At 71.6% G+C, this 25,989-nt stretch carries 22 protein-coding genes; 7 read left to right on the top strand and 15 right to left on the bottom strand.

Annotation, left to right across the window (positions count from 1 at the left end; all coding sequences use genetic code 11):
- Positions 1 to 144: 144 nt before the first annotated feature.
- The 3 genes from ACMXN5_RS22575 (at position 145) to ACMXN5_RS22565 (ending at position 5,382) form a co-directional block, all read left to right on the top strand.
- On the top strand, positions 145 to 1,752 hold the full coding sequence (locus ACMXN5_RS22575; RefSeq protein WP_439676709.1) for an ABC transporter substrate-binding protein: 1,608 nt from the start codon (positions 145 to 147) through the stop codon (positions 1,750 to 1,752).
- A gap of 146 nt (positions 1,753 to 1,898) precedes the next feature.
- The gene (locus ACMXN5_RS22570; protein ID WP_439676708.1) at positions 1,899 to 3,485 is read left to right on the top strand and encodes an ABC transporter substrate-binding protein; all 1,587 of its coding nucleotides are present in this window, start codon (positions 1,899 to 1,901) and stop codon (positions 3,483 to 3,485) included.
- Between the two features lie 355 nt (positions 3,486 to 3,840).
- A complete protein-coding gene (locus ACMXN5_RS22565) occupies positions 3,841 to 5,382 on the top strand; it encodes an ABC transporter substrate-binding protein (protein ID WP_439676707.1) in 1,542 nt (513 codons plus the stop codon).
- 58 nt (positions 5,383 to 5,440) lie between these two features.
- Here the strand turns inward: ACMXN5_RS22565 and ACMXN5_RS22560 are convergent, their stop codons facing one another.
- Positions 5,441 to 6,946 carry a hypothetical protein gene (locus tag ACMXN5_RS22560; RefSeq protein WP_439676706.1) on the bottom strand — a complete coding sequence of 502 codons (1,506 nt, stop codon included), beginning with the start codon at positions 6,944 to 6,946 and terminating at the stop codon, positions 5,441 to 5,443.
- A gap of 292 nt (positions 6,947 to 7,238) precedes the next feature.
- On the opposite strand from ACMXN5_RS22560, the gene ACMXN5_RS22555 reads away from it, so the two are divergent.
- The gene (locus ACMXN5_RS22555; protein WP_439676705.1) at positions 7,239 to 7,931 is read left to right on the top strand and encodes a bifunctional DNA primase/polymerase; all 693 of its coding nucleotides are present in this window, start codon (positions 7,239 to 7,241) and stop codon (positions 7,929 to 7,931) included.
- Between the two features lie 396 nt (positions 7,932 to 8,327).
- Here the strand turns inward: ACMXN5_RS22555 and ftsY are convergent, their stop codons facing one another.
- The gene (ftsY, locus tag ACMXN5_RS22550; RefSeq protein WP_439676704.1) at positions 8,328 to 9,512 is read right to left on the bottom strand and encodes a signal recognition particle-docking protein FtsY; all 1,185 of its coding nucleotides are present in this window, start codon (positions 9,510 to 9,512) and stop codon (positions 8,328 to 8,330) included.
- 201 nt (positions 9,513 to 9,713) lie between these two features.
- Here ftsY and ACMXN5_RS22545 point away from each other — a divergent pair, with 201 nt between their 5' ends.
- A complete protein-coding gene (locus ACMXN5_RS22545) occupies positions 9,714 to 10,706 on the top strand; it encodes an LLM class flavin-dependent oxidoreductase (RefSeq protein ID WP_395788052.1) in 993 nt (330 codons plus the stop codon).
- 80 nt (positions 10,707 to 10,786) lie between these two features.
- Here ACMXN5_RS22545 and smc read toward each other — a convergent pair whose 3' ends face one another.
- Positions 10,787 to 14,440 carry a chromosome segregation protein SMC gene (smc, locus tag ACMXN5_RS22540; protein WP_439676703.1) on the bottom strand — a complete coding sequence of 1,218 codons (3,654 nt, stop codon included), beginning with the start codon at positions 14,438 to 14,440 and terminating at the stop codon, positions 10,787 to 10,789.
- Between the two features lie 280 nt (positions 14,441 to 14,720).
- Positions 14,721 to 14,927: a hypothetical protein gene (locus ACMXN5_RS22535; RefSeq protein ID WP_379995249.1), complete on the bottom strand. Its 207-nt coding sequence runs from the start codon at positions 14,925 to 14,927 to the stop codon at positions 14,721 to 14,723.
- Between the two features lie 443 nt (positions 14,928 to 15,370).
- Between ACMXN5_RS22535 and ACMXN5_RS22530 the strand changes: the two genes are divergently transcribed.
- On the top strand, positions 15,371 to 16,114 hold the full coding sequence (locus ACMXN5_RS22530) for a CAP domain-containing protein (RefSeq protein WP_439676702.1): 744 nt from the start codon (positions 15,371 to 15,373) through the stop codon (positions 16,112 to 16,114).
- A 52-nt stretch (positions 16,115 to 16,166) separates the two neighbouring features.
- On the opposite strand, the gene ACMXN5_RS22525 is transcribed toward ACMXN5_RS22530, so the two are convergent.
- From ACMXN5_RS22525 to rsmD, 8 genes are all read right to left on the bottom strand, one after another.
- Complete coding sequence (locus tag ACMXN5_RS22525) at positions 16,167 to 16,769, bottom strand: hypothetical protein (protein WP_379995245.1); 603 nt, start codon at positions 16,767 to 16,769, stop codon at positions 16,167 to 16,169.
- Between the two features lie 23 nt (positions 16,770 to 16,792).
- Entirely contained in the window at positions 16,793 to 17,671 is an 879-nt protein-coding gene (gene mutM / locus ACMXN5_RS22520; RefSeq protein WP_439676701.1) for a bifunctional DNA-formamidopyrimidine glycosylase/DNA-(apurinic or apyrimidinic site) lyase, read from the bottom strand.
- A 161-nt stretch (positions 17,672 to 17,832) separates the two neighbouring features.
- On the bottom strand, positions 17,833 to 18,573 hold the full coding sequence (gene rnc, locus ACMXN5_RS22515; protein ID WP_395788044.1) for a ribonuclease III: 741 nt from the start codon (positions 18,571 to 18,573) through the stop codon (positions 17,833 to 17,835).
- 8 nt (positions 18,574 to 18,581) lie between these two features.
- Positions 18,582 to 18,755: a 50S ribosomal protein L32 gene (rpmF, locus tag ACMXN5_RS22510; protein ID WP_026218805.1), complete on the bottom strand. Its 174-nt coding sequence runs from the start codon at positions 18,753 to 18,755 to the stop codon at positions 18,582 to 18,584.
- 2 nt (positions 18,756 to 18,757) lie between these two features.
- Positions 18,758 to 19,273 carry a YceD family protein gene (locus tag ACMXN5_RS22505; protein WP_246127283.1) on the bottom strand — a complete coding sequence of 172 codons (516 nt, stop codon included), beginning with the start codon at positions 19,271 to 19,273 and terminating at the stop codon, positions 18,758 to 18,760.
- A gap of 263 nt (positions 19,274 to 19,536) precedes the next feature.
- Positions 19,537 to 20,493 (bottom strand): cell division initiation protein, encoded by a 957-nt coding sequence (locus ACMXN5_RS22500; protein ID WP_380042475.1) that lies wholly within the window; start codon positions 20,491 to 20,493, stop codon positions 19,537 to 19,539.
- Between the two features lie 108 nt (positions 20,494 to 20,601).
- Entirely contained in the window at positions 20,602 to 21,084 is a 483-nt protein-coding gene (coaD, locus tag ACMXN5_RS22495) for a pantetheine-phosphate adenylyltransferase (protein WP_078975266.1), read from the bottom strand.
- Between the two features lie 60 nt (positions 21,085 to 21,144).
- Positions 21,145 to 21,714, bottom strand: coding sequence for a 16S rRNA (guanine(966)-N(2))-methyltransferase RsmD (rsmD, locus tag ACMXN5_RS22490; RefSeq protein WP_439676700.1), 570 nt, complete (start codon positions 21,712 to 21,714; stop codon positions 21,145 to 21,147).
- A gap of 278 nt (positions 21,715 to 21,992) precedes the next feature.
- On the opposite strand from rsmD, the gene ACMXN5_RS22485 reads away from it, so the two are divergent.
- Positions 21,993 to 22,364, top strand: a complete 372-nt coding sequence (locus ACMXN5_RS22485) for a hypothetical protein (RefSeq protein ID WP_439676699.1) — start codon at positions 21,993 to 21,995, stop codon at positions 22,362 to 22,364.
- Positions 22,365 to 22,459: 95 nt separating this feature from the next.
- Here the strand turns inward: ACMXN5_RS22485 and ACMXN5_RS22480 are convergent, their stop codons facing one another.
- From ACMXN5_RS22480 to recG, 3 genes are all read right to left on the bottom strand, one after another.
- The gene (locus ACMXN5_RS22480; RefSeq protein WP_439676698.1) at positions 22,460 to 23,038 is read right to left on the bottom strand and encodes a hypothetical protein; all 579 of its coding nucleotides are present in this window, start codon (positions 23,036 to 23,038) and stop codon (positions 22,460 to 22,462) included.
- Positions 23,035 to 23,580, bottom strand: coding sequence for an RNA polymerase sigma factor (locus ACMXN5_RS22475; RefSeq protein WP_439676697.1), 546 nt, complete (start codon positions 23,578 to 23,580; stop codon positions 23,035 to 23,037). The genes ACMXN5_RS22480 and ACMXN5_RS22475 overlap by 4 nt, the downstream gene beginning before the upstream one ends.
- An 85-nt stretch (positions 23,581 to 23,665) precedes the next feature.
- Positions 23,666 to 25,939 (bottom strand): ATP-dependent DNA helicase RecG, encoded by a 2,274-nt coding sequence (recG, locus tag ACMXN5_RS22470; protein WP_439676696.1) that lies wholly within the window; start codon positions 25,937 to 25,939, stop codon positions 23,666 to 23,668.
- Between the last annotated feature and the right edge of the window lie 50 nt (positions 25,940 to 25,989).

Here is a 25,989-nt window from a genome sequence, read left to right as displayed (position 1 = left end):
TCCGTCCCTCCCCCGAACCGCGGACGGGCCCGATCCCTCCGCCGATCCGCGCCCTCGCACCACAGCGCTACCGCACTTTTGGAACGACTGCACCGACGCACGACGCACGTTCGAACCCCACAGTGATAGGTAGGTAGGCTGGCAGTGGTACCCGATAAGAAGACACCCTTACCACCAGGACGCCGGGGCCCGCGCCGCCGGCTCTCGCTCGCCCTCGCGCTCGCGGCGGCGACGGCGTTGGCCGCGGCGGGTTGCGGGCTGGGCTCGTCCGACTCCAAGGGCTCGTCCGACGAGCCCCCACACGGCGGTTCGGTGACGATCCTGATGCCGGGCGAGGAACGCGGGCTCGATCCGTTCACCGCGTCCTACTCCAGCATCGCCGACTCGAACCGTCTCTCCGCGCTGTACGACGTCCTCGTGTGGACCGATCCGACCACCGGCGGGGTGCGCCCGAAACTGGCCGAGTCGCTGGTGTCGGACCAGACCTCGCGGATCTGGACGCTGACGCTGCGCCCGGACGTGCGCTTCACCGACGGCAGCCTGCTCGACGCCGGCACGGTCAAGGCCAACTGGGAGGCGCATCGCGACCCTTCGGTGCGTTCGCTGGTCGGCGGCCCGCTGCAGAAGGTGCAGCTGACCGAGGTGTCGGCGCTCCAGCTGAAGATCGAACTCCCGTCTCCCAATGCGAACTTCGACCACACGGTCGCCCGCAACCTCTCGTTCGTGGCACCCCGGCGACTGGCCGCCACCCCGGAGGGCCGCTTCGAGCTCAAGCACGCGCCGGTCGGCGCGGGCCCGTTCAAGCTCAAGAGCTGGGAGCCGGGCAGGGAGCTGCGTCTGGAGCGCAACCCCCAGTACTGGCAACACGATCGCCCCTATCTGGACGAGGTGGTCTTCCGGGTCGACAAGGACGCGGAGTCGGGCAACAAGACGATCCGCGCGAAGCGGGCCGACCTCACGCTGAGCACCGATCCGCAGAGCATCGCCCAGGCTCGCGCGGACGGGCTCGTCGTCGAGGACGCCCGGCTCAACGGCGGCCTGATGGTCGCCTTCAACGTGCGCAAGGGCCCCTTCCAGGACCCGAACGCCCGCCGGGCGGTGGCGCTCGCGCTGAGCAGTACGGAGATCAATCGGCGCTTCTACGGCGGCCGGGACGACTCGGCGCGGGGCATTTTCGACGCCTCCTCGCCGCTGGCGAACGTCAACCTGGCCGCACCGGAGAACCGACCGGAGGAGGCCAGGGCGCTGTTCGCGCAGATCACCGCGAACGGGAAGAAATCGTTCGTCTTCCGCTATCTGGTGCCCGACGCGGGCAAGATGCGGGACACCGCCGAATACATCCGGCAGACCCTGGAGGGCTATCCGGGCGTGACCGTGATCGTCGAGGTCACCGACATGGCCTCGCTGGTGACCCGGCTGGCCGGCAACGACTTCGACGCCACGGTGTGTCAGCTGTGGGCCGACGACGTGGAACCGACGATCTATCAGTTCCTGTACAGCAAAGCCGGGTTGAGCAATATCACCGGTTACGCCAACGACGTCGTGGACGCCGCCCTGGAGGACGGCCGACGCTCCACCGACGCCGCCTCGCGACGCGACGCCTACACCCGACTGCAGAACCAGGTCAATCGTGATCTGCCGTTCTGGGTCTACTCGTCGGCGGTGATCGGCGCGGTCCACCGCTCCGACGTGGTCGGGATCCAGCTGTACAACGACGGGCTGATCCACTTCGACGCCATCGGGCGGCGCTGATGGACGGCTGACCCCACAGACCCGGCCGGGTGGCCGCCACGACGCCGCGCTTCGGGCGCCGCCGGCACCACCCGGCCGTGCACCACCGCACCACCACATCCGGTCCGAACGGGGACCGGTGTGCCTTGTGACAACGGAGGAGTCACATGAGCAAGCACCACGGCACCATCGCACGACGGCGTACGGCGACCCTCGCCGGCGCCTCGGTCCTGGCCCTGACCCTCGCCGCGTGCGGCGGCGGTGACGACGCCCCGGGCGGAAAGGCGGACCCGAACGCCTCGGCGGGCGCGAAGAAGGGTGGCAACCTCACCCTGCTGACCGTGTCCGACGCCCGCAGCATGACGCCGTTCAACGCGTCCTACGCGGCGGTCACCGACCTCAACCGCATGCTCGCGGTCTACGACGCGCTGTTCTACGTGGACAACACGCAGAACAAGGTCGTCCCGCAGATCGGCGAGAGCCTGAAGAGCGACGACGGCGGCAAGACCTGGGAGCTCAAGGTCAAGCCGAACGTCAAGTTCAGCGACGGCACCCCGCTGGACGCCGCGGCGGTCAAGTTCAACTGGGAGATGCACGCCAAGCCGGAGGTGCTCAGCCAGCACCGCCCGGCCGCGTCCGGCCTGGGGTTGGAGGTGGCCGACCCGCTCACGCTCAGAGTCACCCTGCCGATGCCGAACGCCAACTTCGACCGCACCGTGGCCACGGAGTTGTCCTACATCGAGTCGCCCAAGCAGTACGGGATCGACCCGAAGGGCGAACGGCCGGTCGGCGCGGGCCCGTTCATCCTCAAGACCTGGAACCGGGACAGCCAGATGGTGTTCGAGAAGAACCCCAACTACTGGCAGGGCGCGGACAAACCGTATCTGGACACGCTGACCATCAAGGTGGTCAACGACGTCAAGCAGCAGGTCGACACGATCAAGGCCGGCGGCGCCGACATCACCTTCACGATCGACGCGCAAAAGACCAAGGCCGCCCAGGAAGCGGGCCTGGGCGTCACCCCGTTCACCCTCGACGGCGGCCAGATGATCGTGTTCAACACCTCACAGGCGCCGTTCGACGACCCGCGCGCCCGCCGTGCGGTCGCGCTCGCGCTCGACCCGGCCGACCTGAACCAGAAGATGTTCGCGGGCACGGCGACCCCGGCCAAGAGCATCTTCCACAGCGGCAAGAACTTCACCGACTCCACCGCCGTGCAGCCGAGCCCGAACAAGGTCGAGGCGCAAAAGCTCTTCGACGAGTTGGCAGGCGAGGGCAAGCCGGTCAAGTTCAACTACCTGGTCCCGGAGAACCCGACCTCCAACGCGACCTCCGAGTACACCATGACGGCGCTGAACGCCTTCAAGAACGTCGAGGTCAAGCTCGACAAGGCCGAGGTCGGCAGTTACTACCTGCGACTGACGGTGCAGAAGAACTACACCGCCGCGCTCTACCAGATCTGGTCGAGCGACCCGGAACCGATCCTGTTCAACAGCCTGTTCTCGCAGACCCCGCTGAACTTCACCGGCTACAAGAGCCCCGAGGCGGACGCGGCGCTGATCAAGGGCCGCTCCACCACCGACGAGACGGTGCGCAAGGCCGCCTACGCGGATCTGCAGAAGGCGCTGGTCAAGGATCTGCCGATGCTCGCCTACCAGGAGGCGGTCACCAACATCATCTCCGGCCCCCGGGCCGTGGGTGTGGTCGGCGTCCAGGACGGTGGCATGCTGATGGACCGGGTCGGGCTGAAGTAGCCGATCCCGCGCGCCGGATCGACCCCGGCCGGATCCGACGCATCGTCACCGACGGTGTCCGGGAGGCCCGTTCGCACATCGCGGACGGGCTTCCCGGCCGGTTCCGCGGGGCCGTGCGGGGCGAGATTCCGACACGATTCAACGACTGCCTGTAACGATGTAACAGATCGGCGTACAGGTCGTGCATGTTGCGCCGAGTGGATCTACGGTGTGCCGCACGCAGTACCGATTCGGCAGTCCCCGCTCCACGCTCCACGCTCAAGGCTCCCGGCACCACTTGTGTTGTTCCCCGGCGGAGGTGGCAAGAACGTTGTCTGCACGACGCACGACCGCACGTCGCACTGCTCTGGTCTCGATGACGCTGGCTCTCGGCATCACGGCCACCGCGTGTGGCGGTTCGGACGACTCGAAGTCCTCGGGCGGCAATCAGTCCGCGGTCCAGGGCGAGGCCAAGTCCGGTGGCGGCATGACCATGCTGGCCGTCCAGGACTCCGCCTCGCTCGACCCGTTCAAGGCATCCTCGGTCGCGGTGGCGGACGAGCCGCGCCTGGCGGCGCTGTACGACCCGCTGTTCTACATAGACAAGGACAACTCGGTCAAGCCGCACCTGGGCGAGGCGCTGACCACCGCGGACAACGGCAAGACGTGGCTGCTCAAGCTCCGTCCCGGGGTCGTGTTCTCCGACGGCACGCCGCTGAACGCCGAGGCGGTCAAAACCAACTGGGACATGCACGCCAAGGCCGACGTACAGTCCCTGCACCGCCAGATCGCCGCCGGGCTGACCACCAAGGTGGTCGACCCGAACACCATCGAGATCACCCCGCTCGGCATGCCGAACGCCAACCTCGACCGGGCGATCGCGATCGACCTGACCTACATCGCCTCGCCCGCCTCGCTGGCCAAGGGTCCGGACGAGTACCGCAACCGGCCCGTGGGCGCGGGGCCGTTCAAGCTGGAGAGCTGGACGCGCGGCAGCCAGCAGGTCTTCGTCAAGAACGAAAAGTACTGGCAGAAGGACAAGGGTCTGCCCAAGCTGGACAAGCTGACGATCAAGAACGTGCCGGACATCAAGCAGCAGTACAGCACCGTCACCAGCGGTGGCGCCGACGTGTTCGTCAGCTCCGACAACGCCACCATCGCGCAGGCGGAGAAGGAGATCGGCGTCGTCCAGCGCACGGTCGACGGCGGCCAGATGATCCAGTTCAACATGACCCGGCCGCCGTTCGACGACCTGCGGGCGCGTCAGGCGATCACGCTGGCCCTGGACCCGGCCGGCATCCCCAAGACGCTCGCCAACGGCTACGTGCCGGCGAAGGGCTTCTTCGCCCAGAAGTCGCCGTTCTACGACCCGGCCGCCGTGCAGGCCGCACCGGACAAGGCCAAGGCCAAGCAGCTCTTCGACGAGCTGGAACGGGAGGGCAAGAAGGTCGAGTTCACCTACCTGCTGCCGCAGAACCCGTCGTCGATCAAGGTCGCCGAGTGGATGCAGACCCAGCTGGCCGACTACAAGAACGTGTCGATGAAGCTGGAGCCGCTGGAGATCGGCGCGTACGTCGAGAAGTACGCGTTCCGCAAGGACTTCCAGGCGATGCTCTTCCAGCAGTGGCTGGCCGACCCCGAACCGGTGACCTTCAACAACTGGTTCTCCAAGAGCCCGACCAACTTCGTCGGCTGGAAGAGCGACGCGGTGGACGCCGCGCTGCTGACCGGCCGCAACTCCACCGACCCGGCCGTGCGCAAGAAGGCCGCCTCGGACCTGAGCAAGGCGATGGTCGCCGACCTGCCGGCGTGGACCTACGCGGAGTCCTCGATCGCGGTGATCTCCAACAAGAAGATCACCGGCGTCGTGCAGTTCAACACCGGCGTCTTCTTCATGGACCGGATCGGGTTCAAGTAGTCGCCGAACCCTCGCGCGCGTCGGCCCCCTCCCGGGTGTGGGAGGGGGCCGACGCGCGTCACGCGGTGGGAAACGGCGCCTCGGGCAGCTCTCGCGCCACCCGGGCGGCCAGCGCGCGCACCGCCGCGTCCGCCGGGAAGGCGCCCACCAATGCCTCGACGGTGCGCCGCAACCGTACGATCAGCCGCTCCGAGCGCACCCGGAAGGCTATCTCCAGGGCCGCTGCGGCCTGTTCCACCGCAGCCCCCGGGTTGCGCTCGATCAGGAACACGGTGGCCAGCCCCACCCGGGCAAGCGCCAGGCTGCGCACGTACTCGCCGGTGCCCTGGAGCAGCCGCACCGCCTCGCCCAGCCGCTCCTTCGCCGGGGCCACGAACCCCGGTCTGGTGTAGGCGAGATCCCGGAACGCGTGACCGCTCTCGGCGAGCAGTTCGGCCCGGTCGAAGTAGCGGATCCAGTCCGGCTCGAACTCCGCCCTGGTGTCGGCCAGCGCCTGTTCGGCCAGCCCCAGCGCGCGCCGGCATCGGTCCGCGTCGCCGAGCGCGGCATACGCCCGGCCCTCCAGCGCGTACAACATCGCCTGGAGCGCGGTACTGCCCGTGTCCCGGCTGCCGTACTGCGCCAGGTGGATCAACTCCAGTGCATCCTCGGACAGTTCGTAGTGGATCATCTGCCGCGACATCACCCCGAGCACATTGGCCCCGAACGGCGCGTCGTCGCACTCCTTCGCCGCGTGCAGCGCGAGCACCATGTACTTCTGCGCGCCCGGCTGCAGGCCGGTGTCGTAGGACATCCACCCGGCCAGCAGCGCGAGTTCGGCGGTCAGCCCGAGCAGCCGGGCGCGCACGGCGGGCGGATGTTCGTCGCGCAGCAGGTCGGTGAGCCCGTTGAGCTGCCCGATCACCGCCTTGCGCCGCAGTCCGCCGCCGCCCTGCATGTCCCAGCGCCGAAACAGCCGGACCGTCTCGTCCAGGTGCTCGGTCGCACCGGCCGGCAGCCGCGCGAAGCGCCTCGGCCTCACGCCCCGTGCGCTCGCCGGGCGGCCCGGGACCACCGCGGGGAGCGATACCGGCAGCGGCGCCGACCAGCGCTGCAACGGCTCCACCAGGTCCCGACCCGCGGCCAGCCGCAGCGCGGGGCCGACGAACTCCTGGCGGCCCAGCAGCAGATCGCCGCGCGTGTACTCGCCGAGGATGTCCACCACCGTCTCGAAGGTCCACGGCAGGTCCACGCCGAAGTCGCCGTGCGGCTCGTCCGGCTCGCGCAGCCCGAGTTCGTCGATGCTGACCACACGCCCGAAGCGCCGGGTGAACAGCTCTGCCAGGATCTGCGGTATCGGCTCGCGCGGCTGCTCGCCGTCCAGCCAGCGGCGCACCCGCGAGGTGTCGGTGCTGACGTGCGGGGCGGACATCGCCTTCGCATGGCGGTTCACCTGGCGCGCCAGTTCGCCCTTCGACCAGCCGCTGCGCGCGAACCAGGCCGAGAGCCGATCGTTGGGCTGCCGCCCGCCGTCCGGCTCGGGTTCGTCGGCGCACCCGCCGTCCCGCGCTCGCGTCGTCGCCACCGCATCGCCCCCATGCCCTCAGCGGTCCGGCCGGTCAGGCGTCGGGCCCCGATGGGAAACCGTACGCGCAGGCCCGTTCGCCGAACGTATTCCGACTCGCGCGCAGGTGCCGGTCGATATCGCAAACGCCACGCTTCGCCACCCCGCGCGCCCGGGACGCGCTACGGGGGAGGCCACGTTTGACTGATCGGCGACGCGGTGTCACCGACGGCTGCCCGTTGCCGCCGTTCATATCGTGCGGACACCACGATCGTCGAGGTGACCTTATGCGGTCACAGCGTAACCAAAAGTAATGAGTGCCGTTGGGGAGGACATGGACATCATGCTCGGATCGCGCCGGCGCACGCGGGCCGCACTGTGGCAGGCGGTGGCCGAGTTCGCGGAGGAACGCGGCTGGCCGGTGGCCCAGGGGGCACATCTGGTCCGCGACGGACGCGGCACCCACTGTTCGTGCGGCCGTCGTACGTGTGCCGCGCCGGGCATGCACCCGGCCGACCCGCGCTGGTCCGAACGGGCCACCGCGTCGCCGGCGGCGGTGCGCTACCTGTGGTCGCAGTGGCCGGACAGCACCGTGGTGGTCCCCACGGGTCGGGTCTTCGACGCGATCAGCGTGCCGCGCGCGGCGGGCGCGCGGGCGCTGGCACGCCTGGAACGTATGGGCACCCCGCTGGGCCCGGTCCTGGCCACCCCGACCGGCCGGCTGGCGTTCCTGGTCGCCCCCGGAGCCGCCGCCGAACTCCCGCACCTGCTCTACCAAATGGGCTGGGACGACGCCGACCTGGACCTACGCTGCCACGGCACGGGCGACTACGTCTTCGCCCCACCATCCCCCATGGGCCTGCTCGGCCCGGTCGAATGGATCCGCCCCCCGGCCCCAGGCACCCCAATCCTCCCCGAAGCCCGCCTACTCCTGGGCACCCTCGCCTACACCTGCCACCGCCACGACACACCCCCCACAGGCCGATCCCTGTGGCTGGCCTCCTGACCAATCCACCCGGCCGCCACGGAGCCCCCAAAAGCCGCAACCTCCGGTCCCCTGAAACCCAAACCCCATCAGCCCGTCCGGCACTTGAGGACACCGGCCCGGAGGCCACCACAATCGGCAGCCTCAAACACCCAAAGCACCCAGCTCTCAGCCCGTCCGGCGTTTGAGGACACCCCGGCCGGAGGCCACCCAACGGCAGCCTCCGGCACCCGAGGCACCAAACCCCTTCAGCCCGTCCGGCGTTTGAGGACACCGGGCCGGAGGCCACCACCCAACCGCGACCTCCGGCGCAAACGACACCCGAACCATCCAGCCCGTCCGGCGTTTGAGGACACCCCGGCGCGGGCGAAGCCCAACCGCAGCCCGAAGACCCGCGCGCTCCGCGCCAACCCGCGCCTACTCCCCAATGAGCGCGTCCACGAACGCCGACGGCTCGAACGGCGCCAGATCGTCCGGCCCCTCCCCGAGCCCGATCAACTTCACCGGCACGCCCAACTCCCGCTGCACCGAAACCACGATGCCCCCCTTGGCGGTCCCGTCCAGCTTCGTGAGCACGATGCCGGTGATGTCCACCACCTCCGCGAACACCCGAGCCTGGACCAGCCCGTTCTGCCCGGTCGTGGCATCCAGCACGAGCAGCACCTCGTCCACCGGCCCGTGCTTCTCCACCACCCGCTTGACCTTGCCCAGCTCGTCCATCAGCCCGGTCTTGGTGTGCAGCCGCCCGGCCGTGTCCACGAGCACCGTGTCCACGCCCTCGGCGATGCCCTCCTTGACCGCGTCGAACGCGACGCTGGCCGGGTCCCCGGCCTCCGGCCCCCGCACGGTACGGGCGCCCACCCGCTCGCCCCACGTCTGCAATTGGTCGGCCGCCGCGGCACGGAACGTATCCGCCGCCCCCAGCACCACACTGCGCCCGTCGGCCACCAGCACCCGGGCCAGCTTGCCCGTCGTGGTGGTCTTCCCGGTCCCGTTGACGCCCACCACCAGCACCACGGCCGGCCGGTCGCCCGCCTCTCCCCCGGTGTGCCGGGCGGTCTTCAGCGTACGGTCCAGGTCCGGCCCGACCAGCGTGAGCAGTTCCTCGTGCAACAGCGCCCGCAGATCGGCCGGCGTCCGGGTACCGAGCACCTTCACCCGGGTACGAAGCCGGTCCACCAGCTCCTGCGTGGACGCGACGCCGACGTCGGCGGTCAGCAGGGTGTCCTCGATCTCCTCCCAGGTGTCCTCGTCCAGGTGCTCGCGCGCGAGCAGGGCCAGCAGCCCCTTGCCCAGCGAGGTCTGCGAACGGGCCAGCCGGGCCCGCAGCCGGACCAGCCGGCCGGCGGTGGGGTCGGGAATCTCCAGCGGCGCAGGTTCCGGCTCGGCCGGCACCACCACCGTGGTCTCCGGCAGGTCGACCGTGGCGACGGTACGCCGCGGCGCCTCGACGCTCGGCGCGGCCTCGTCACCGACACCCGGCTCGACCGGCGTGCGCGGCGGCGCCGGCGGGACGCCCTTGCGGCGCGAGCCGACCACGAACCAGCCGGCGGCGCCGAGGACGACAAGGGCAATGACGACGATCAGGATCACAGTCTCCATAGGACCTCCAGTCTCCCAGACCGCCCGGCGGCGAACCGCGACCGGCCGCCTCCGGCGGGTCCGCGCCCGGCGGGCGGTGCGATCACCCGGAGACCGTTGAATCCTGACACTGCGTCAGATAGCTTGCCGATGCCAAGCACCGTCCGGCCGACGACACGTGTCCGAGACGGCTCGGCCCGACCCGGAAGGTGTTCACGGTCCATGGCTGTCACGAATCTGCGGTTCAACCAGGTGCTCCCCGGTCTCGACCGGCAGGAGATGTCCGCCCGCTATCGGGCCACCGTCGAGATGGCGGCCTTCGCGGACAAGAACGGGTTCGACATGATCAGCCTGGAGGAGCACCACGGCGCGGACAACGCCTGGAGCCCGTCACCGCTGAGCACCGCGGGCGCGATCTTCGGCGCCACCGAACGCATCGGCGTGATCGTCTGCGCGCTGCTCGCCCCGCTCTACGACCCGATCCGGCTCGCCGAGGACATCGCCGTCCTGGACAACATCAGCGGCGGCCGGCTCTCCCTCGTCGCGGGCATCGGCTACCGGCCCGAGGAGTACGCGGCGCTCGGCAAGGAGTGGAAGCGGCGCGGGAAGATCCAGGACGAGGTCCTGGAGACCCTGCTCAAGGCGTGGACCGGCGAGCCGTTCGAATACCGCGGCACCACCGTACGGGTGACCCCGAAGCCGTTCACCGACCCGCACCCGATGGTCATGGTCGGCGGCACCGCGAAGGCGTCCGTGCGCCGCGCGGTCCGGCTGCGCCTGCCGTTCTACGCGGCGGCGCCGATCCCGGAGCTGGAGCAGTACTACTACGAACTCGCCGCGGAGGAGGGCTTCGAGGGCGGCTTCGCGATCCTGCCGCCGGTGAAGACCCGGATGATCTACTGCACCGAGGACCCGGACAAGGCGTGGGCCGAGTACGGCGAATACTTCCTGCACGAGGCCACCACCTACGCCGGCTGGCAGACCCCCGACATCGCCTCCGTCGTCGAGTCGTCGGCCACCACCGTGGCGGCGCTGCGCGAGGAGGGCATCTACTGCTGCCTCACCCCCGACGAGTGTGTCGAGATCGGGCAGGCCGGCGGTCTCACCGACGCGCTGATCCTGCACCCGCTGGTCGGCGGCCTGCCGATCGACGCGGGCTGGGCCAGCCTGCAGCTGTTCAACGACAAGGTCATGCCGCGCAACGTCCCGGCGTAACGCCTCTGCCGAGGGCCGCGCTCCGCCCCGGAGCGCGGCCCTCGGCCGGTCCGGGCCCACCACACCGCCCCGGGCGGGTCTCAGCGCACCGCCCCGCTCATCGGCTCGGCGTGCTCCGTCGCCTCCCGCCGATCCTCCTGCCGCAACCGCTGGCTGATCACCGTCGTCACGCCGTCGCCGCGCATCGAGACGCCGTAGAGCGCGTCGGCGACCTCCATCGTGCGCTTTTGGTGGGTGATCACGATCAGCTGCGAACTCTCCCGCAGCTCCGCGAAGATCCCGATCAGCCGCTGGAGGTTCATGTCGTCCAGCGCCGCCTCGACCTCGTCCATCACATAGAACGGACTGGGCCGGGCCTTGAAGATCGCCACGAGCAGGGCCACCGCGGTCAGCGAACGTTCGCCGCCGGACAACAACGACAGCCGCTTGACCTTCTTGCCCGGCGGCCGGGCCTCGACCTCGATGCCCGTGGTCAGCATGTCCTCCGGGTCGGTGAGCACCAACCGCCCCTCGCCACCGGGGAACAGCCGGGCGAACACCCCCACGAACTCCCGCGCGGTGTCGTGGAAGGCCGCGGTGAAGACCTGCTCGACCCGCTCGTCCACCTCCTTGACCACGGTCATCAGATCGCGGCGGGTCTTCTTCAGATCCTCCAACTGCTCGGTCAGGAAGTTGTGCCGCTCCTCCAGCGCGGCGAACTCCTCCAACGCGAGCGGATTCACCTTGCCGAGCTGTACATGCGCCTTCTCCGCCGCGCGCAGCCGCTTCTCCTGCTCGGCCCGGACGTACGGACGCGGCCGCGCCTCGGCCGAATCCGGATCGCGCGTCTCGCCCTCGGCCGGCAACGACGCGGGTACGAGGCGGTCCGGGCCGTACTCGGCGACCAGCCCCTCGGCCTCGATCCCGTGCTCCTCCAACGACCGGGCCTCCAACTGCTCGACCCGCAACCGCTTCTCCGCCCGCAACATCTCGTCCCGGTGCACCGAGTCGGTCAACTTCTCCAACTCGGCGGCGAACTCCCGGGACCGACCACGCTCGCGGGCCAGCTCCGCCTCGCACGCGGCCCGCGCCGCCTCCGCCGCCTCGCGCTCGGCGCCGGCGCGTGCCAAGGACGCCTCGACGTGGAGCAACAGCGTCTCCGCGCCCACGAGCACGGCCCGCGCGATCCGTGCCTCCACCGCCAACCGCTCCCGGCGCCGCGCGGCCGCCGCGCGCGCCTCCCGCTCCGCCCGCGCGCCGCGGTCCAGCGCGTCGGCCCGACCCGCGAGCGAGCGCACCCGCTCCTCGTGGGTGCGCACCGCGAGCCGGGCCTCCATCTCGGCCTGCCGCGCGGCGCTCGCCGCGCCCGCGAGCCGATCGCGCTCGGCGTGGTCCGGCTCCTCGTCGCCCTCGGCCGCGTTGTACTCCTCGGCGCTCTCCAGGCGGGCCGCCAACTCCTCGGCCTTCGCCTCCTCCTGCTCCCGCGCCGCCTCGGCCGTGGCCACCGCGCCCGCCAACCGCTCGGCCTCGCCCGCCGCCGCCCGGGCCTGCCCGCCGAGCCGACCCAGCTGCTGCGCGGCCGCGGCCACCCGGCGCTCCGCCTCGCGCCGCTCCGCCCGGGCCCGCTCGACCGCCGCCGCGGCCTCCCGCCGACCCGCCACCGCGTCGGCCAGCGCGTCCTTGGCCGCGGCGCACGCCCGGGTCAACACGTCCAACCGCGCGACCGCCTCGTCCACCGCGGCCTGCACCTCCAGCAGGCTCGGCGCACCGGCCGACCCGCCGGACGCGAAGCCCTCGCCGACCAGATCCCCGTCCCGGGTCACCGCCCGCACCCCGGGCACCGCCCGGACCAGGTCCGCCGCGGCGCCGAGGTCGTCGACCACCGCGACCCGATCGAGCAGCACGGCCAGCGCCCCGCGCAACGCCTCGGGCACGACCACCAGCCGCGTCGCATACACCGCGTCCGCCGGCAGCGCGGGCCACCCCTCCGGCCCCCCAGCCGCCGGCTCCTCCGCCGCGGCCCCGGCGAGCACCAGCGCCGCCCGCCCCGCGTCGTCCTTGCGCAGCAGCCGCAACGCGTCCACGGCCGGCTCCACGCCGGCCACCGCGACCGCCTCCGATGCCGCCCCCAGGGCCGCCGCCACCGCCTGCTCGGCGCCGTGCTCCACGGTGATCAGCGCGGCCACCGTGCCGAGCACGCCGGAGAGCCGGTCCCCGGCCGCGAGCAGCGCACCGCTACCGTCCCGGCGGCGCAACGCCGGCTCCAACGCCTCCTTGCGCGCGGTCACCGCCGACCGCTCCCGCTCCACCGCCTGCTCCGCGTCACGCGCCCGGGCCAACGCCTCCTCCGCAGCGACCAGCGCCTCCTCGGCCGCCGCCAACCGGGCCTCGATCGCGGCAGGCCCGGACCCGCCGTCACCGTCCTCGGGCGAACCCTCGACCCCGAGCCGCAGCTCCTCGTACTCCTCCCGCGCCGCGACCGCCCGCTCCCGCGCCTCGTCCCGGGCGCCCGCCAGTCGCCCGATCTCGGCTTCCGCGGCGGCCACCCGGCTGCGCGCGGCGCCGACCTGTCCGACCAGCCGGGCCAGTCCCTCCCTGCGGTCCGCGAGCGCCCGGGCGACCGCCTTGAGCCGGCCCTCCTCGGCGACCAGGGCCCGCTCCAGCTCGCCGCGCCGCTCCACCGTCTCGGCCAGTTCGATCTGCGCCGACTCCAACGCGGCGGCCAACTCCGCCTCCTGTTCGCGGATGCGTTCGGCCTCGCGCTCCATCTCCTCCGGGTCGCGCCCCCGCCGCTCGTCGGCCGGCGCCGCGCTCGCGTGCCGCAGCCGCTGACCCGCAAGCCCCGCCGTCCCACGCACCCGTTCGGCCAGCGCGGACAGCGTGTACCAGGTCTCCTGCGCCCGGGCCAGGCGCGGCGCCATCGCCCGCACCCCGGCCTCCAGTTCGGCCTCCCGGGCCTGGAGCACGCCCAACTCGCGCTCGACCACCGTGCGCCGCTCGCGCAGCGCCGTCTCGTCGGCGACCTCCTCGGCCAGCGCCCGTCGCAGTCCGACCAGGTCGTCGGCGAGCAGCCGCAGCCGCGCGTCCCGCAGGTCGGCCTGGATCGCCGCCGCCCGCCGGGCCACCTGGGCCTGCCGGCCGAGCGGCTTGAGCTGCCTGCGCAGCTCGCCCGTCAGGTCCTGGACCCGGTTCAGGTTCGCCTGCATCGCGTCCAGCTTGCGCAGCGCCTTCTCCTTGCGCTTGCGATGCTTGAGGACGCCCGCGGCCTCCTCGATGAACGCGCGGCGCCCGGTGGGGTCGGCCTGCAACACGGAGTCGAGCCGGCCCTGGCCGACGATCACGTGCATCTCCCGACCGATCCCGGAGTCGGAGAGCAGTTCCTGGATGTCGAGCAGCCGGCACGTGCTGCCGTTGATCTCGTACTCGGAGCCGCCGTTGCGGAACATCCGCCGGGTGATGGTGACTTCGGCGTAGTCGATGGGCAGCGCGCCGTCGGTGTTGTCGATGGTCAGGCTCACCTCGGCCCGCCCGAGCGGCGGCCGGCCGGCGGTGCCGGCGAAGATGACGTCCTCCATCTTGCCGCCGCGCAGCGCCTTGGCGCCCTGCTCGCCCATCACCCACGACAGCGCGTCGACCACGTTCGACTTGCCGGAGCCGTTGGGCCCGACCACGCACGTGATGCCGGGCTCGAAGCGCAGCGTCGTCGCCGACGCGAAGGACTTGAAGCCACGCAGGGTCAGACTCTTGAGGTGCACGCGACAAAAGGGTAGTCGGCGGTGCCCACACGATTGCCGTGCTCCGTCGACGGGTCGGCGTGTCGAGTGCCCCGTATGGGGGTATCAAACGCTGGAAGCGAGCAGGTGGGCGGGCAAGGGGGATCGGCGGGGACGACACACGGGGCGGTTGGCAAAAACACCGGGCGCGCGGGTCGACGGGCGCGCCGCACACGGGTCGTGCGGAGACCGAAGGCACAGGGAACGCGGTCGGAAACGACAAAGGGACGCCTGAAGGCGTCCCTGGTTATCGCTTACAAACCTACGCTCGCGACAGCGCGGGTTCCGCCGTGGAGACGTCGAAGCCGGCAAGCAGCTCGTCCGAAGCGGCGGCATTGAGCGCGTCGTTGCGCTCCTGGGCACGGACAAGTTCCGTTTCCAGGTCACGAACACGCTGCTGGAGCCGTCGATTCTCGGCGAGCAGTCGGGGATCGGGGCCACCGACGTAACCGAGAAGCGCCTTCGCCATGAGAGGGTCCTCCACGCTGAAAATGAATGACCACGCAGATTCGCGGGTCTAAATGTGGCACCCGGCCGCAAGGCTCCTGATAGGGTGCGCGGGCTTCCAGCGTCGCACCAAAAGCGCAGGAGGTCAATATCATAACGGCACGATAACGGGACCTTCACCCGATCAACGCAGTTTTCCGCGGACTGGGGCGACGGTCGTCGTGCTGGGTGTACGAGATCATCTTTCGACGTCGGCGTCAAGAAGATTCCGGTTGTCCGCCAACTCCCGACAGCCGTGCCCTAGAGTCACACCGGCACCACACCCGTTCGGGTGAATCGACCTCCCCCTGCCGGAAGGTGACTCGACCCTCCATGGCCCGGCACAGTCGCACTCCGACGTCGGCACGCCCGCATCGACGACGCGCGAGGTCGCGACGGCGACGACTCGCGCCCCTGCTCGCCCTGTTGGCCGTACTCGCCGTGGGCGGCACGGTGGCCGGCATGGTCGTCTCGGAGCACGCCGGCGAATCCTCCACGCGGCACGCGAGCGGCCCCGACGGCGACCGCGCCGGGCGGCCCCTCGACGGATCGGGGCCGGCCGGCCTCGCCGGAGCCGACCGCACCGGCGACGAGGCGTCCCGCAGCCTGCTGCCGGGCGCGGCGACCACCGGCCGCACCGCCCTGCCGGATCCCGGCGCCGGCACCGCCCCCACCACGACCGCGCCGCCGAGCACCCCGAGCAGCGCCGGCACCGGTACCGGCACGCCGAGCCCGAGCACCCCGACGCCCGGCAAGCCCGCGGCGACGCCGTCCACGAGCGCGCCGAAACTGCCGAGCGACCCCGAGGAGCGGGTGCTCGCGCTGGTCAACGACGAGCGGGCGAGCGCGGGCTGCGGCCCGGTCAAAAACGACGCGAAGCTGGTCGCACTGGCCCGCGCGCACAGCGACGACATGGCCGCCCGCGACTACTTCGACCACAACACGCCCGACGGGCAGACCCCGTGGGACCGGGCCGAGAAGGCCGGCGTGAGCTACCTGGGCGCGGAGAACATAGCGCGCGGCCAAAAGACCGCCGACGCGGTGATGCGCGCCTGGATGAACAGCCCGGGCCACCGCCGCAACATCCTCGACTGCTCGCTCACCAAACTCGGCGTCGGCATCCACGAGGGCACCGGCGGCCCGTGGTGGACCCAGGAATTCGGCCGCTGACCCGCTCCACGCACCCCGACACCCCAGGGCACCCGGACACCGCGGGCTCCGGTCAGCAGGGGCCCACCCCGAGTCGATCCGCCAGCAGGCCGAACACGCGCAGCCCCGACTCGCCCTGGTTGCGCGCGAGCACCCCCTCGATCGCCGGCCGGGTGGTGGGTCGACCCGCCGCCCGAGCCCAGCGCACCGCCGCCGCGGCCACCTTCGGCCGGGCCCGGACGAGCACCTCGGCCACCTCGTCGCGCAGTTCGGCGTAACGCGCCGGCCGCAGCAGGTCGCCGTCGCCGTCGAAGACGTCGTCGCCGGTGCGCGCCGCCTCCAGTTCGAGCCGACTCATCGCCAGATGCGCCGCCGCCTCGCCGGGGTTGAGCCAGGCCTCCCACTCCCCGGCCTCGCTCACCCCCTGGACGTGCGCCACGTGCGTCTCGAACACCCAGCACACCAGCACCGGCGAGTCGGCCTTGGCCGCCAGCGCGGCGACCCACGGCCGCTCGAACGCGAACGGATCGTCGTCGTGCCGGACATGCGTCGCGGTCCAGCCGTCCGGCGACTCCCACATCGTTCGGGCCGGGTGCGCCGCGACATCCACGTGCGGCGCGAACTCGGACAACGGTCGTGCCCCACGCACGACGACGATGTCCCCGTTGAATGCCATGACACGCTCCCTGACTACCGTGCCTACGCCCCGACCGTCGCCCTGCGTGGCGTGCGCTGACAGGACGGACAGAAGTAACTGCTGCGATTCATGAACGAGATGCGCCGGATCGGCGTCGCGCACCGGTTGCACGGCTCGCCCTCGCGGCCGTAGGCGTCCAGGCCGCGGGAGAAGTAGCCGCTCTCCCCGTTCACGTTGACGTACAGACTGTCGAACGAGGTGCCGCCCGCCGCGAGCGCGTCGTTCATCACGTCGCGGACCGAGGCGAGCAGCAGTGTGGTCTGCGCGAGGGTCAACCGTCCGGTCGGGCGCGCGCCGTGCAGTCGGCTGCGCCACAGCGCCTCGTCGGCGTAGATGTTGCCGATGCCGCTGACCAGCGACTGGTCCAGGAGCGCGCGCTTGACCTCGGTGTTGCGCCGGCGCAGCGCGGCGTGGAAGAGCGTGTCGTCGAACAGCGGATCGAGCGGGTCGCGCGCGATGTGCGCGATCGAGGGCGGCAGTTCGGCGCCGCCGCGCTCGACCGCGAGCCCGCCGAACGTGCGCTGGTCGACGAAGCGCAACTCGCGCCCGCCGTCGGTGAAGCCGAAGCGCACGTGCAGGTGTTTCTCCCGGGGCGCCTCGGCCGGTTGCACGAGCAGTTGGCCGCTCATCCCCAGGTGCGCCAGCAGCGCGTCCTCGGGCTCCTCGGCGCCGGGCGCCACCAGCGGCAACCACAGATACTTGCCGCGCCGGCGCGCGGCGTGCACGCGGGCGCCGACCAGCGCGTCGGCGAAGTCCGCCGAACCCGCGAGATGGCGGCGGATCGCCCGCTCGTGGGTGACCTCGACACGTGCGATGGTCCGGCCCACCACCCACGTCTCCAGTCCGCGACGGACGACCTCGACCTCGGGCAGTTCGGGCACGTGGGCACTCCCCCTGGAGACGGCGCGACTGAGGAAGCCGGACCCGGCGGGGCCGGGTTCGGGAATGCGAAAATGCCTGCCGGTAGGTGAGGTCGTGCCGGGCGAGGACGGGGGTCGTCGACCGGTTCGAACTTACCTATCGGCAGGCATTGGCTCGGAGACTAGGCGGTGGCCGGCGAGGCGCCGGAACCGTCTCCGTACTTGGCGCGGATCGAGTGCCAAGCGCTTTCGGCGGCCTGCTGCTCCGCCTCCTTCTTGCTCCGTCCGACGCCGGTGCCGTAATCGACACCCGCGACCCGGGCCAGGGCCGTGAAGGTCTTCTCGTGGTCGGGGCCGGTCTCGGAGACCACGTACTCGGGGACTCCGATGCCCGCCGCGGCGGTCTGCTCCTGGAGACTGGTCTTCCAGTCCAGGCCCGCGCCGAGATTCGCCGACTGCTCGATCAGCGGATCGAACAACCGGTGGATCAGCTCGGTCGCCGCGTCCAGGCCCTGGTCCAGGTACACCGCGCCGAGGATGGCCTCGAGCGTGTCGGCCAGGATCGAGGACTTGTCCCGCCCGCCGGTCCCCACTTCACCGCGGCCGAGCCGGATGAAGGCGCCCAGGTCCAGTCGCCGACTGACGCCCGCGAGGGCGCGCGAGTTGACGACCGCGGCCCGCAGCTTCGCGAGCTGGCCCTCGGGCAGGTCGGGGTGCCTGCGGTAGAGCGTGTCGGTGACGACGAGGCCGAGCACCGAGTCGCCCAGGAACTCCAGGCGCTCGTTGGTCGGCAGCCCGCCGTGTTCGTAGGCGTACGAACGATGGGTGAGGGCGCGTTCCAGAAGGGCGGCATCGAGCGACCAGCCCAGCCGCCCTTCCAGATCCGCGTATTGCGCGAGTGATTCCGTCACCGGAACTACCACCGGCCTGATCAGACGTCGAGGACCTGGCGGCGGTTGTAGGTGCCGCAGCTCGGGCACGCGATGTGCGACAGCTTGGGCTCACGGCAGCGCTCGCAGGTCACCAGGTTGGCGGCAGTGGCCTTCCACTGGCTCCGGCGGTGCCGGGTGTTGCTGCGCGACATCTTCCGCTTCGGAACAGCCACGGCTACTTCTCCTGGTTCTCGTCGGCGCCGGAGGCGCCGTCAACGTCGGCTTCGGCGGAAGGTCCGTCGAAGATGCTGGTCAGCTTCGCCCACCGGGGGTCGGCGAGCTCGTGACTGTGGTCGGGGTCCTCCGCGAGCAGCGCTCCGCATTCGGAGCACAGACCCGGGCAATCCTCCCGGCACAGCGGCGAGAGCGGCAGTGCGAGCACCGTCGCGTCCCGCAGGACCGGCTCCAGGTCGAACAGGTCGTCCTGCAGCCGGAGGGCGTCCTCGTCGGCGTCCGTGTCCGGGTAGACGTACAGCTCCTGGAAACGCACCGTGAGCTCGCGCTCGAGCGGTTCCAGGCACCGGACGCACTCACCGGTCAGCGGCACCTGCGCGACGCCGGTGACCAGCACACCCTCCATGACCGCTTCCAGCCGGACACCCAGCCGGATCGGGACACCTTCGGGAGCGCCGATCACATCCGCCACACCCATGTCCACCGGGGCCGGCACGGTGCGGGACACCTTCAGCATGGATCCAGGCCGGCGCCCCAGCTCGCGTGTGTCGACGACGAGCGGTTTGCGGTGATCCAAGCGGTCCAGGGTGTCCTACCTCATGCAATGCCACCTCCCGTCGCCGGGAGGCTCGAATGGTCAGGGTGCCGACCCTCGGGGCACGCGAAGAACACGCCTCGGGCAGGGTCGGTCCGTAAGAGTATCGCAGCCCGCGCGCCAGGCCCCAAACGGGGCCATTCGAGCGGGCCGCGCGAAGCGCCGGACCGGGTCGGGCGAGCCGGCTACTGCCGGCCGCCGTCCTGCTGGAACTGGCGCACGTCGATCAGGCTCGTGTCGAAGAAGCTGGTCTCGTCCAGCGACTGGCCGTAGCCGCCCTGCGGGTCGTAGGCGGGCTGCTGTCCGGTGTTCGGCCCGGCGTGGTGCTGTGCCTGGTCGTGCGGGCCCGGGTACTGCGGCTGCCCGTGCTGATCGTACTGGCCCATGTCGTACTGGCCCTCGTAGCCGCCCGCGTAGCCGTTGTCGACGCCCGTGCCCTGCGCGTAGGCGGGCTGTCCGTAGCCGGGCTGCGCGTAGGTGTCCTGGCCGTAGGGGCCGGCCTGCGCGGGCACGGTCGGTGCGGCGGGCGGCGCGCTCGGGTACTCCGGTCGGCCGGGCTGCTGCGGCTGTTGCTGCTGCGGAGCGGCGAAGGTCTCCTCGTGGCCGTCGAGCTGGGCCTGGAGGCTGCCGGGGCGGGCCTTGGCCTGCGCGTCGGCCAGTTCCTGCGCCTGCATGTACTCGCCCAGTTCGTCGGAGGGGCGCCGGCCGCGCATCTTGTCGCGGCCCCGGCCGATCGCGCCGAGCGTCTTGGTGAGCACCACCTCGAAGTTGGCCAGCTTCTGGTCGACGTAGTCGTCGGCCTCCTCGCGGATGCGCTGGGCCTCGTGGCGGGCCTCGGTCAGGATCCGCTCCGCCTCGCCGTACGCCTCGCGCGCCACCTCGGTGTCGGCGACCAGCGAACCGCGTTCCTCCCGCGCCTTGGCCAGCACCCGTTCGGCCTCGCGGCGCCCCTCCTCGATCACCGACTCGCGGTCGCCGAGCACCCGGCGGGCGTGCTGGAACTCCTCGGGCAGCAGGTTCTTGAGTTCCTCGAGCCGGGCCACCACGTCCGCGCGATTGACCACGCAGGACGCCGACATCGGCATCGAGCGGGCGTTCTCCACCAGGGCGATCAGTTCATCGAGCTTGGGCTGCACGTCCACGGGCTTGCTCTCTCTCCTCAAACCGACGGTAGCCGTCGTGTTCGCCGGCATCGCGTGACGGACCGACTCGCCCCGGGCGGTCGGCCCGGTGACGAGGCACGTGCCGCGTCAGCCCTGCGCGAGCCGCTCGGTGAGCCGACGTAGCACCGTCTCCGGCACCAGGCCGGACACGTCGCCTCCGTACGTCGCGACCTCTTTGATGAGACTCGACGACAGAAAGCTGTAGAGGGGGTTCGTCGCGACGAACAGGGTCTCCACTTCGGTAAGACCGTAGTTCATCTGGGCCATCTGCAACTCGTAGTCGAAGTCGGTGACCGCGCGCAGCCCCTTGATGATGGCCGGGATCTCGCGCTCCTTGCAGAAGTTGACCAGCAACCCCTCGAACGCCTCGACCCTGACGTTGCCGTACTGCTCGACCACCTCGTGGAGCATGTCGATGCGCTCCTCGATGGTGAACAGACCGGAGCGTTTGGCGCGGTTGAAGCCGATCGCCACGTAGACCTCGTCGTAGAGGCTGGAGGCCCGGCCGATGATGTCCAGATGACCGTTGGTGACCGGGTCGAACGAACCGGGGCAGACGACTCGACGCAACGGAGGTTCCCCTCGAAATCGGGTGCCGGCGGGTGCGGACCCGACGGTCCGGCCGCCTGATCAGGCTTGCGCGGCGCGACCGTACCAGAGCGTTCCCTCGCCGTAGCGACGGGATCTGATCTCGACGAAATCGGCGGGCCACGCGAATGGCCCACCGCGCGTGGCCCGTTCGACCGCGATCAGCGCGTCGGCCGCCAGCCAGCCGTGTTCGGCGAGCGTGTCGAGCAGCGCGCCCACCTCACCGTCGGTGACGGCGTACGGCGGATCGAGGAAGACCACGTCGTACGGCTCGCCGGGGCACGGCGCGCCGGCCGTCTTCTCCGCCCGGGCCGGCCGCAGTTCGGCGCCGGGCAGGCCGACCAGGCGGATGTTCTCCCGGACCACGCCGGCCGCCTTGGCGTCGGACTCGACCAGGAGGGCGTGCGCGGCACCGCGCGACAGCGCCTCCAGGCCGACCGCGCCGGAGCCGGCGAACAGGTCGAGCACCCGCGCGCCGTGCATGGTGCCGCGCAGCGACTGGAGGGTGGAGAACAGCCCCTCGCGGGCCCGGTCCGAGGTCGGCCGGGTGTTCTCCCCCGGCGGGGTACCGAGCCGGCGACCACGTGCCGCGCCGGCGATCACCCGGGTCATCCGCGTGCTCGCGGACGGGGGGCGGCCGCGTGGGCGGCGACGGGGGCGGGTTCGGCGTACGTGTCCGGCATGGCGTCCACGCTATCGACTGGTCGCGGCCGGCGGCATCCGGGCCCGAATACCGTGCGTGACGTGTCATACACGCGGGGTTTCCCGATCGTTTGGAGGGTGTGCACGGCGGGGGCGCCACCGCCGTGCGACGACCGCGTCGATCCGTCGCGTCGATCCGTGCGATCGACCCGCTCGGCGACATCCACCCCACGCACCGGGAGATCCCGATGAAGCTCCGCACCCTCCTCGCCATGGCCGTGGCGGGCGTCGCGCTGGCCGCGTCCGGCGCGGCCCCGGCGATCGCCGCCTCGGCCGCCCCGCAGACCGCGACGGCGAACTGCTACGTGGACAGCAACGGCACCCTGCACTGCGGCAACGGCGTGAGCGACCTGCGTTCCCAGCCCTACTTCTGGGCCCCCGTGGTCAGCCGACTGACCACCACCTACAGCTACTTCAGCTGCTGGACCGAGGGCGACCCGCACTCGGGCGGCAACAACATCTGGTACTACACCGACGGTGACGACGGCGGACACGGCTTCCTGCCCGCACAGCGGGTGCTCACCCCGCAGGACCCGATGCCGGGCATGTACCACTGCTGACCGGCGCGACCCGGCGCGGCCGGGGGCGAGTTTGTCCCCTCCCCCGGCCGCGTCCGGCCGTCCGGCCCGTGCTCATGTGCCGGGTCGGCCCCGGCTCACGTGCAGTCCGGGACCTCGGTCTCGTTGCGGGTGCGCACGCCGGGCAGCCAGCCCTCGGCGCCGGTGCCCAGGACCACCACCCGATACCAGTGCCGGGACGCGACGCCGGTCTCGTCGGTGACGCGCGGGCCGTCGGCGAGCAGGCAGACCAGAAGCACCCGGTCGCCGTGCCAGACCCGTTCGGCCAGGTCGGCCGTCCGCGACGACAGGGCCGGTTTGTGGAAGACGCCGAGCGAGCACTCGATCGTGCGCAGCGCCCGACACGGCTCCTCCGAGTTGTACACCTCGCCCTGCACGCTGGCCGCACGCGCGGCGGGCGGCTTGGGCGTCGGCCGCTCGGCGGGGTTGTGCCGGCCCGCCAGGAACGCGCTCAGGCCGACCACGGCGACCACCACGACGGCCGTGAGCACCGTCGCGAACGCCCCGCGCCACCTCGGGCGCGGGGCCGGCCTGCGCGTCACCCGCGCGGCGAGGCCGGGCGGCTCAGCGCAGTGCGCGTCCGCGTCGCGCAGCCGGACGCGCAGTTCGCGGACCGCGTCGTCGGGGTCGTCGAGGTCGGGGGGCGACGGATTCACCGGGTCACTCCTTCGTGCCGGTCCCGGCGGCGGAACCGGCCGGTGGGGCCGCCCAGGCCGGCGCGCAGCCGGGTCAGGGCGCGCTCGCGCGAGCGGGACACCGTCCCGCGGTGCACGCCCAGGATCTCGGCGGCCTGATCGATCGTGTAGCCGTCCAGGTCGACCAGCAGCACCGCCGCGGCCTGTTTGGCGGGCAGCGAGCCGAGCATCCGCACCGCCTCCCACTCCGCCTCGCGCCGGGCGATCGGGTCGGCGGCGCCCATGTGCGCGTGCTCCGGTTCGGGCGGTTCGGCCAGCAGCACCTGTCGGCTGCGCACCCGCCACATGTCGCGGGTGACGCTGACCAGCGCACGGAAGGCGTACGCGTACGGCTCCGGGTGGCCCAGGAGCCGGTCGGGTCTGCGGGCCAGTTTCAGGTAGGTCTCGTGCACCGCGTCCTCGGCGCTGCCCTCGCCGGCGAGCAACACGGCCCGCCGGTACAACCGAGGGAGCAACTCGCAGAAGAGCGCGTCGAAGCCCTCGTCCCCCGTACGTGCGTCCATGGCCCATTGGTAACCAACCGGCCGGGCGTCGCGCGTGCTCCGAACGGGTGATCGCGGGGGGCGCGTCGGAGCGGAGCGAGGGCGGTCAGCCCTTGTCGAGGTACTCCGCGCGCTCGTCGTCCAGGATGCTGGCCAGCGCGCTGCGCAGGTCGGGGTGCTCGGTCAGGTCGGGGTCGGTCGTCACGATCGAGCTCGCCTCCTCGCGGGCGGCCACGATCAGCTCCTCGTCCCGGACCACCTCCAGCATGCGCAGCGAGGAGCGGGAGCCGGACTGCGCGTCGCCGAGCACGTCGCCCTCGCGGCGTTGTTCGAGGTCGATCCGGGACAACTCGAAGCCGTCCAGGGTCGCCGCCACCGCGTCCAGGCGCTCGCGTGCCGAGGTGCCGCCGGGCATCTCGCTGACCAGGAGGGTGAGTCCGGGGGCGCTGCCCCGGCCGACCCGGCCGCGCAGCTGGTGCAGTTGGGAGACGCCGAATCGGTCGGCGTCCATGATCACCATCGCGGTCGCGTTGGGCACGTTGACGCCGACCTCGATGACCGTGGTCGCGACCAGCACGTCCACCTCGCCGGCGGTGAACCGGCGCATCACGTCGTCCTTGTCCTCGGGCGCCATCCGGCCGTGCAGCACGGCGATCCGCAGGCCGGCCAGCGGGCCCTCGCCGAGCGCGGCCGCGATGTCGAGTACGGCCAGCGGCGGCCGGCGTTCCTCGGCCCCGCCGTCGGCGTCGGCGCCGATGTCCTCGGGGTCGTCCAGGTACGCCTCGGCGGGCAGGTCCTCGTCCCGCTTGCGGGCGCCCTTCCGCCCGGCCTTCGTCCCGGCCTTCTTCTTCGCCTTCGGGTCGTCCTCCTCGTCGCCGATCCGCGGGCAGACCACGTACGCCTGATGGCCCTTGCCCACCTCCTCGCGCACCCGCTCCCAGGCGCGGTCGAGGAAGTGCGGCTTCTCCTTCGCCGGGACCACGTGGGTGGCGATCGGCGAGCGTCCGGAGGGGAGTTGGGCCAGGATCGAGGTCTCCAGGTCGCCGAACACGGTCATCGCCACGGTGCGCGGGATCGGCGTCGCGGTCATCACCAGCAGGTGCGGCGGCCGTTTGCCCTTGCCGCGCAGCGCGTCGCGCTGCTCGACGCCGAACCGGTGCTGCTCGTCGACCACCACCAGGCCCAGGTCGTGGAACTCGACCTTGTCCTCGATCAGCGCGTGCGTGCCGATCGCGATCCCGGCCTCGCCGGTGACCAGATCGAGCAGCGCGGCCCGGCGCGCGGCCACCCCCATCGACCCGGTGAGCAGGGTCACCTTGGTCCCGACCTCGGATCCGCCCAACATCCCGGCCCCCTCGGCCAGCGGCCCGAGCATCTCCACGATCGACCGGTAGTGCTGCTGGGCCAACACCTCGGTGGGCGCCAACAACGCCGTCTGCCCCCCGGCATCCACCACGGTGAGCATCCCCCGCAACGCCACCAACGTCTTGCCGGCACCCACCTCGCCCTGGAGGAGGCGGTGCATGGGGTGTTCGCCGGCCAGGTCGGTCTCGATCTCGGCGCAGACGTCCTTCTGGCCGTCGGTGAGTTCGAACGGCAGGCGGGCGTCGAAGGCGTCGAGGATGCCGTCGGGGCGACGGGGGCGGGCCACCGCGGACTGGGCGCGGGCGTCGCGGCGGCGGCGGGCCAGGGCGATCTGCAGGACGAATGCCTCGTCCCACTTGAGCCGGTCCTTGGCCGCGGCGACGTCCTCCCAGGAGGTGGGGCGGTGCACCTGGACCAGGGCCTCGGCCAGCCCCGGCATGCCGCGCCGGGTGCGCATCTCGGCGGGCAGCGGGTCGCCGATCTCGCCGAGCGTGTCCAGCGCCATGCCGACGCACTGGGCGATCTTCCAGGACGGCATGCTCGCCGCCGCCGGGTAGACCGGGATCAGCGCACCGGCGAACAGGTTCGCCACGCCGTCCTCGTCGTCCTCGCCGACCAGCTGGTAGTCGGGCTGGCTGAGTTGGATCACGTTGTTGAACCGGCCCACCTTGCCCGCGAACAACCCGCGCCGGCCGGGCCGCAGTTCCTCCTCGCGCCAGGCCTGGTTGAAGAAGACCAGGGTGAGCTTGCCGCGCCCGTCGGTGACCTCGACCTCGAGCAGGTTGCCGCGCCGGTTGCGGAACTGGCGCTTGGTCACCTTGGCGATCTCCGCCATCACGGTGACGTGCTCCTCGGGCTCCAGGCGCGAGAGGTCGGTCAGGCGCCCGCGCTCCGCGTAGCGCCGGGGGTAGTGGCGCAGCAGATCTCCGACGGTGTCCAGCTTGAGGGATTTGGCCAGCACCGTCGCCGTGCGGTCGCCGACGAGTTTCTTCAGCGGTTCGTCAAGGCGCGACATGCCGCCCAACGGTACTGGGCGGTGGTGTCATCGACGTGGTCCAACCGCCG

Source organism: Embleya australiensis, assembly GCF_051903075.1.
GTDB lineage: Bacteria > Actinomycetota > Actinomycetes > Streptomycetales > Streptomycetaceae > Embleya.
Note: the sequence above shows the minus strand (reverse complement) of the source record. Positions and strands in the feature narration are given on the sequence as shown.

Coding starts and splice junctions, on each gene's coding strand:
- ACMXN5_RS22570 (WP_439676708.1), top strand. CDS start 1,899: ATGAGCAAGCACCACGGCACCATCGCACGACGGCGTACGGCGACCCTC.
- ACMXN5_RS22565 (WP_439676707.1), top strand. CDS start 3,841: ATGACGCTGGCTCTCGGCATCACGGCCACCGCGTGTGGCGGTTCGGAC.
- ACMXN5_RS22555 (WP_439676705.1), top strand. CDS start 7,239: ATGAGTGCCGTTGGGGAGGACATGGACATCATGCTCGGATCGCGCCGG.
- ftsY (WP_439676704.1), bottom strand. CDS start 9,512: ATGGAGACTGTGATCCTGATCGTCGTCATTGCCCTTGTCGTCCTCGGC.
- ACMXN5_RS22545 (WP_395788052.1), top strand. CDS start 9,714: ATGGCTGTCACGAATCTGCGGTTCAACCAGGTGCTCCCCGGTCTCGAC.
- ACMXN5_RS22535 (WP_379995249.1), bottom strand. CDS start 14,927: ATGGCGAAGGCGCTTCTCGGTTACGTCGGTGGCCCCGATCCCCGACTG.
- ACMXN5_RS22525 (WP_379995245.1), bottom strand. CDS start 16,769: ATGGCATTCAACGGGGACATCGTCGTCGTGCGTGGGGCACGACCGTTG.
- ACMXN5_RS22505 (WP_246127283.1), bottom strand. CDS start 19,273: ATGCTGAAGGTGTCCCGCACCGTGCCGGCCCCGGTGGACATGGGTGTG.
- rsmD (WP_439676700.1), bottom strand. CDS start 21,714: ATGACCCGGGTGATCGCCGGCGCGGCACGTGGTCGCCGGCTCGGTACC.
- ACMXN5_RS22485 (WP_439676699.1), top strand. CDS start 21,993: ATGAAGCTCCGCACCCTCCTCGCCATGGCCGTGGCGGGCGTCGCGCTG.
- ACMXN5_RS22475 (WP_439676697.1), bottom strand. CDS start 23,580: ATGGACGCACGTACGGGGGACGAGGGCTTCGACGCGCTCTTCTGCGAG.
- recG (WP_439676696.1), bottom strand. CDS start 25,939: ATGTCGCGCCTTGACGAACCGCTGAAGAAACTCGTCGGCGACCGCACG.